The organism is Agriterribacter sp., assembly GCF_035444585.1.
Taxonomy (GTDB): domain Bacteria; phylum Bacteroidota; class Bacteroidia; order Chitinophagales; family Chitinophagaceae; genus Agriterribacter.
In genome coordinates, this window is sequence record NZ_DAOMOZ010000290.1 from 1 (window position 1) to 5,065 (window position 5,065).

Sequence of the window (5,065 nt, forward strand, 5' to 3'; positions counted from 1 at the left end):
CAATACCCTGCAGCACCAGTACAAAACCATTGAACTAAAAACTACAATGGAGGTGAGGGCTTCTTCGATGCGGAAAGAGAAGGGGGGATGAAATTGATTCAGGTTTCGGGTTGCAGGTTGCAGGTCTCAGGTTTCAGGTCTCAGGTTTCAGGTCTCAGGTTTCAGGTGCAGGGATGTTCGTTTTAGATCCCGGCTTATCGTTTATGGATTGCACATCACCCCGGATTCCGGAATTGAGGTTTACGATTTTTAGTTTATCGTTGTATTCCTTCGGATTTCGAAATTAAAACCTTCGGATTTGAATTTTATTCGGTTCTTTGAATTTTTTCCCTCCCTACTTCATCCCCGATCATATTATCCTCGACCATATTTCATATATCGGATCGCCACGGGAACTTAAGCCGGAGTGGATCCAGTTTCCGTCTTCAACTTTTCCATCAAAGCTCAACGAAGCACCGACCCTGGTATTATCGCGTGAAAAAAATTCAATATGCTCTGTATATTTCCCGTTGGCAAAAGTATATGCGCCGCCGCCTGTTCCGGAAAATTCGCCCGTTTCAATATTAATGGCAGCCCATTGAAAACGCGTTCCGGTTAACAATTTCAGGGTTCGCCTGGCACGCAGGGGGATGTCCGCCATTTTATCGCCCTGTTTTCGCTGTGTGATCCGCCAGTTGCCGGCCAACTCACCTTTTCCGTCGTCGGTTCTCTGCCATTCCGTTTTTGTTCCGCCTATATTGCTGGTCAGTATATTGTTACCGGTTGAAAAATCGTATTCCATTTTTTTGCCCACCTGGGCTTTGTCGCTGCTGTTGAATTCCACTTTAAGGCTGATTTTGTTGCCCTCAGCAGTAAGCGGTCCGCCGAAGCTGTGTATGAACCTTTTATTGGTTTTGTCGTATTTTGTAAGCATGCAATAACCGTCTGCCACGATAAGGCTCTGCTCAATGCTGCCATCGGCGCTGTGCCAGGAGCCGTTCAGTATGTCCGGATCAGCATGTTCATGAGAAAAGCTCCTCGGCACAAAGAGCCCTGCTGAAAACAATAATACGATCGTAGCCCGGCGGGCATACTGTGATAAGTGTTTCATACGCAAATATTTTAGGTATACCGTTGGTATTTATTCTGCAGGGGTTTACGGCGGAAGCCACAATAAAGATAACCATCCACAAACGTTTGTCCAAAATTTTGACCGATATAAAATGATTGGGTTTTTACTCCTATCTTGCAGTTTCCTTCCCATGCATTATTATTTAAATAATTAAAATATCTAAATTCTAACTGATCATGAGTATGGTTGATTCTTTCGAGAAAATTTCCTGCCAGATATTCCCCGATTTTAAAGCAGGATCTCAGTTTGCGGCCCGCGAAGTTACCAACCTTATCAAAGAGCGGCAATTGCAGGGCAAACCCTGTGTTTTGGGACTGGCAACCGGCTCTACGCCAAAAACGCTGTATGCCGAGCTGATACGTTTGCACAGGGAAGAAGGCATAAGCTTTAAAAACGTAATAGCCTTTAACCTGGATGAATATTATCCCATTGATAAGAACGCCCTGCAGAGTTATTACCGCTTCATGAAGGCTAATCTTTTTGATCATATTGATATAGACCAAAGCAACTGCCACATACCCAGCGGAGAATGGCCAAAGGAAGATGTAAAGCAATATTGTGCCCGTTATGAACAAATGATTGATGAGGCAGGCGGGATTGACCTGCAGATACTGGGCATCGGCGTAAACGGACATATAGGGTTTAATGAGCCCGGATCGAGTGTATATTCCAAAACGCGGCTGGTAACGCTTGAAAACTCAACGCGGTTAGCCAATTCGTATGAATTCGCCAATATTTCGCAGGTGCCCCGCCTGGCTGTTACAGCAGGTATAAGCACCATTATGAAAGCCAAAAAAATATTATTGATGGCCTGGGGGCAGTTTAAAGCTCCGGTGATAAAAGCGGCAGCAGAAGACAATATTACGGAATCCAACCCAGCCTCCCTGTTGCAGCACCACGACAATTGCGTTTTTATTCTGGATGAACTTGCAGCCTCAGAGCTTACCCGTATCAAATCGCCCTGGCTTACCGGCGATTGCGAATGGACGCCCAAGCTTATCCGCAGAGCGGTGATCAGTACAGCCATCAAATTAAACAAGCCCGTATTGAGCTTAACCAACAGCGATTATACCGATAACGGTTTGGGTGATCTGCTGGTAGAGAAAGGCGATGTATATGAAATTAACCTGCAGGTATTTTATATGCTGCGCGATAGCATAACAGGTTGGCCCGGCGGCAAACCCAATTCGGATATCCCCCAGCATCCCGAACGCTCAATACCTTACCCTAAAAAAGTAGTGATCTTTTCCCCCCACCCCGATGATGACATCATTTCTATGGGCGGAACTTTTCAGCGCCTGCACGACCAGGGGCATGAAGTGCATGTGGCCTATCAAACATCAGGCAACATTGCGGTTACCGATGAATTTGTGACCCGCTTTCTCGACTTTGCAGTAGGATTTGAGGATATGTTTGGCATCGACAGCAAAAAATCGAAAGAAATATCAAGGCAGGCGCGGGAATATTTTTCACAAAAAAAATCCCGGCAAACAGACACTGCCGATATAAGGGATATTAAAGGACTTATCCGCAGGTGTGAGGCCAAAGCAACCTGCCGGTATGTAGGCATTGGAGATGAGCGGGCCCATTTTCAGAACCTGCCTTTTTATGAAACAGGCACTATTGAAAAAAAGCCGATGGGCGAAGAGGATGTGCAGCTCACCATGAAGCTGTTGCGTGAATTAAAGCCACAGCAGGTGTATTGCGCCGGCGACCTTGCCGACCCGCATGGTACGCATAAAGTATGTCTGGAAATTGTTTTTGAATCGCTTAAAAGGATCAAGGCCGCGGGAGATGAATGGGTAAAAGACTGCTGGGTATGGCTGTATAAAGGCGCGTGGCAGGAATGGGACATTACCGAGATAGAGATGGCAATACCCATGAGCCCGGAACAGGTGCTCAAAAAGCGCTTTGGGATTTTCATACACCAGTCGCAAAAAGATTCTGTTCCTTTCCAGGGCACTGATGCCCGTGAGTTCTGGCAACGGGCGGAAGAGCGCAATGCCAATACAGCCGACCTGTATGCCCGGCTGGGACTTATTAAATATGCAGCAATGGAAGCTTTTGTAAGATGGCATTATTGAGGAGAGGATAGAAGTGGATTGCGATAGGTTGAGCGGTCGTTCGTTTACCAACTTCATCTCTCACAATCCGCCATTCACTCTTCTAACTCCCTGTTCCCTGTTTTTCTCCCGGAACAGGGGTCGCGTTACCGGTGATATTGAATTTCCCGGATGCTTCTATCTCCTTAAAGCCGCCCTGTATGTCTACAAGGTTATGAAATCCCCTGGAACGGAGAATGGAGTTGAATATCATGCTCCTGTATCCCCCCGCACAATGCACGTAAGCCGTTTTATTTTTTTCTACTTCCCCGATGTGATCATTTATATAGTCCAGCGCAAGATTCTTTGAACCCTGCAGATGCCCTGTTGTATATTCTTCTTCTCTGCGCACATCAATAACAGAAAGATCGGGCTCAGCCTGCATGCGCCTGTCCAATTCACCCGCAGAAATGCTTTCAATGCTGTCTGTTTCCTTACCTGCTTTTTGCCAGGCTGCTATGCCCCCTTTGAGGTAGCCAATAGCGTTATCATAGCCTACACGCGCCAAACGGGTCACAATTTCCTCCTCCCTGCCTTCATCGGCTACAATAAGGATCTCCTGTTTTATATCTGTGATGAGTGCACCAACCCAGGGCGCAAAATTGCCGTCGATCCCGATGTTCACCGAGTTGGGTATAAAACTTTTTGCAAAGTCCTGCGGCGAACGCGTATCCAGCATCAATGCACCTGTTTCGTTGGCGGCGGCTTCAAAAGCATCGGGGCTCAGCGCCTGTGTACCATGCTCCAGCACACTGTTTATGCTTTCGTAGCCCTGCACATTCATCAGCACATTTTTAGGGAAGTATGCCGGCGGGGGTGTTAATCCTTCCGTTACCGCGGCAATAAATTCGGCTTTGCTCATGGGTTGAAGCGCATAGTTGTATTTTTTTTGATTGCCTAATGTGTCGGTGGTTTCCGCGCTCATATTTTTACCGCATGCCGAACCTGCACCATGAGCCGGGTAAATAATTATATCGTCGGGCAACGGAAGTATTTTATCGTGCAATGAATCATATAAATATCCTGCTAATTTTTCTTTCGTGAGCTCATGGCTTATTTTTTGTGCCAGGTCGGGCCGCCCCACATCACCAATAAACAGGGTATCCCCGCTGAACAAAGCCTTTTCCTTTCCCTTTTCGTCTGTCAGCAGGTAACAGGCACTTTCCATGGTATGTCCCGGTGTATGCAGCACTTTTATCCTGGCATCTCCTAAAGTAAAAACTTCACCGTCTTTGGCTATATAAGCATCAAACCTGGGTTTTGCCGTAGGACCGTATACAATGGTAGCCCCGGTTTCGGCGGCCAGGTCAATATGACCGGATACAAAGTCGGCATGAAAATGCGTTTCAAAAACATATTTGATCGCAGCATTGTTGGCCGCCGCTTTCTTAATGTAGGGCTTTACTTCGCGCAGCGGATCAATGATAGCCACCTCGCCTTTACTTTCAATATAATATGCACCCTGTGCCAGACAACCGGTATATATCTGTTCTACTTTCATACACTGAAATTTTATGCTTCTGCGAAGATACTTGAAAATACAAAGCCCGAAGGAGTGCAAAAAACCAAATCGTAAATAACAAGAAGCAAATAAATTTCAAATCCGAAGTCTTAAGCGCTAAATCCGAAGGGAATACAACAATAAACAAAAAATTAAAAACCATAAACTTTCGAAACCCTGAGATGCCGTCGGCACCCGACGAAGGAGGGTCAGCACCGCATCTGAACGCAAAGCGCCGGGAGATAAATCACAAGAACCAAATCACAAGAACCAAATAAATTTCAAATCCGAAGCCATAAGCGCTAAATCCGAAGAAAATACAACAATAAACAAAAAATTAAAAACCATAAA

The 5,065-nt window shown here is 46.0% G+C and carries 3 protein-coding genes; 1 reads left to right on the forward strand and 2 read right to left on the reverse strand.

Annotated elements, in window-relative coordinates; genetic code table 11:
* Positions 1 to 349: 349 nt before the first annotated feature.
* Positions 350 to 1,090 carry a hypothetical protein gene (locus PLH26_RS20180; protein WP_324587826.1) on the reverse strand — a complete coding sequence of 247 codons (741 nt, stop codon included), beginning with the start codon at positions 1,088 to 1,090 and terminating at the stop codon, positions 350 to 352.
* 197 nt (positions 1,091 to 1,287) lie between these two features.
* Here PLH26_RS20180 and nagB point away from each other — a divergent pair, with 197 nt between their 5' ends.
* Positions 1,288 to 3,195: a glucosamine-6-phosphate deaminase gene (gene nagB, locus PLH26_RS20185; RefSeq protein ID WP_324587827.1), complete on the forward strand. Its 1,908-nt coding sequence runs from the start codon at positions 1,288 to 1,290 to the stop codon at positions 3,193 to 3,195.
* An 82-nt stretch (positions 3,196 to 3,277) separates the two neighbouring features.
* On the opposite strand, the gene PLH26_RS20190 is transcribed toward nagB, so the two are convergent.
* Complete coding sequence (locus tag PLH26_RS20190; RefSeq protein ID WP_324587828.1) at positions 3,278 to 4,714, reverse strand: MBL fold metallo-hydrolase; 1,437 nt, start codon at positions 4,712 to 4,714, stop codon at positions 3,278 to 3,280.
* Positions 4,715 to 5,065 lie beyond the last annotated feature (351 nt).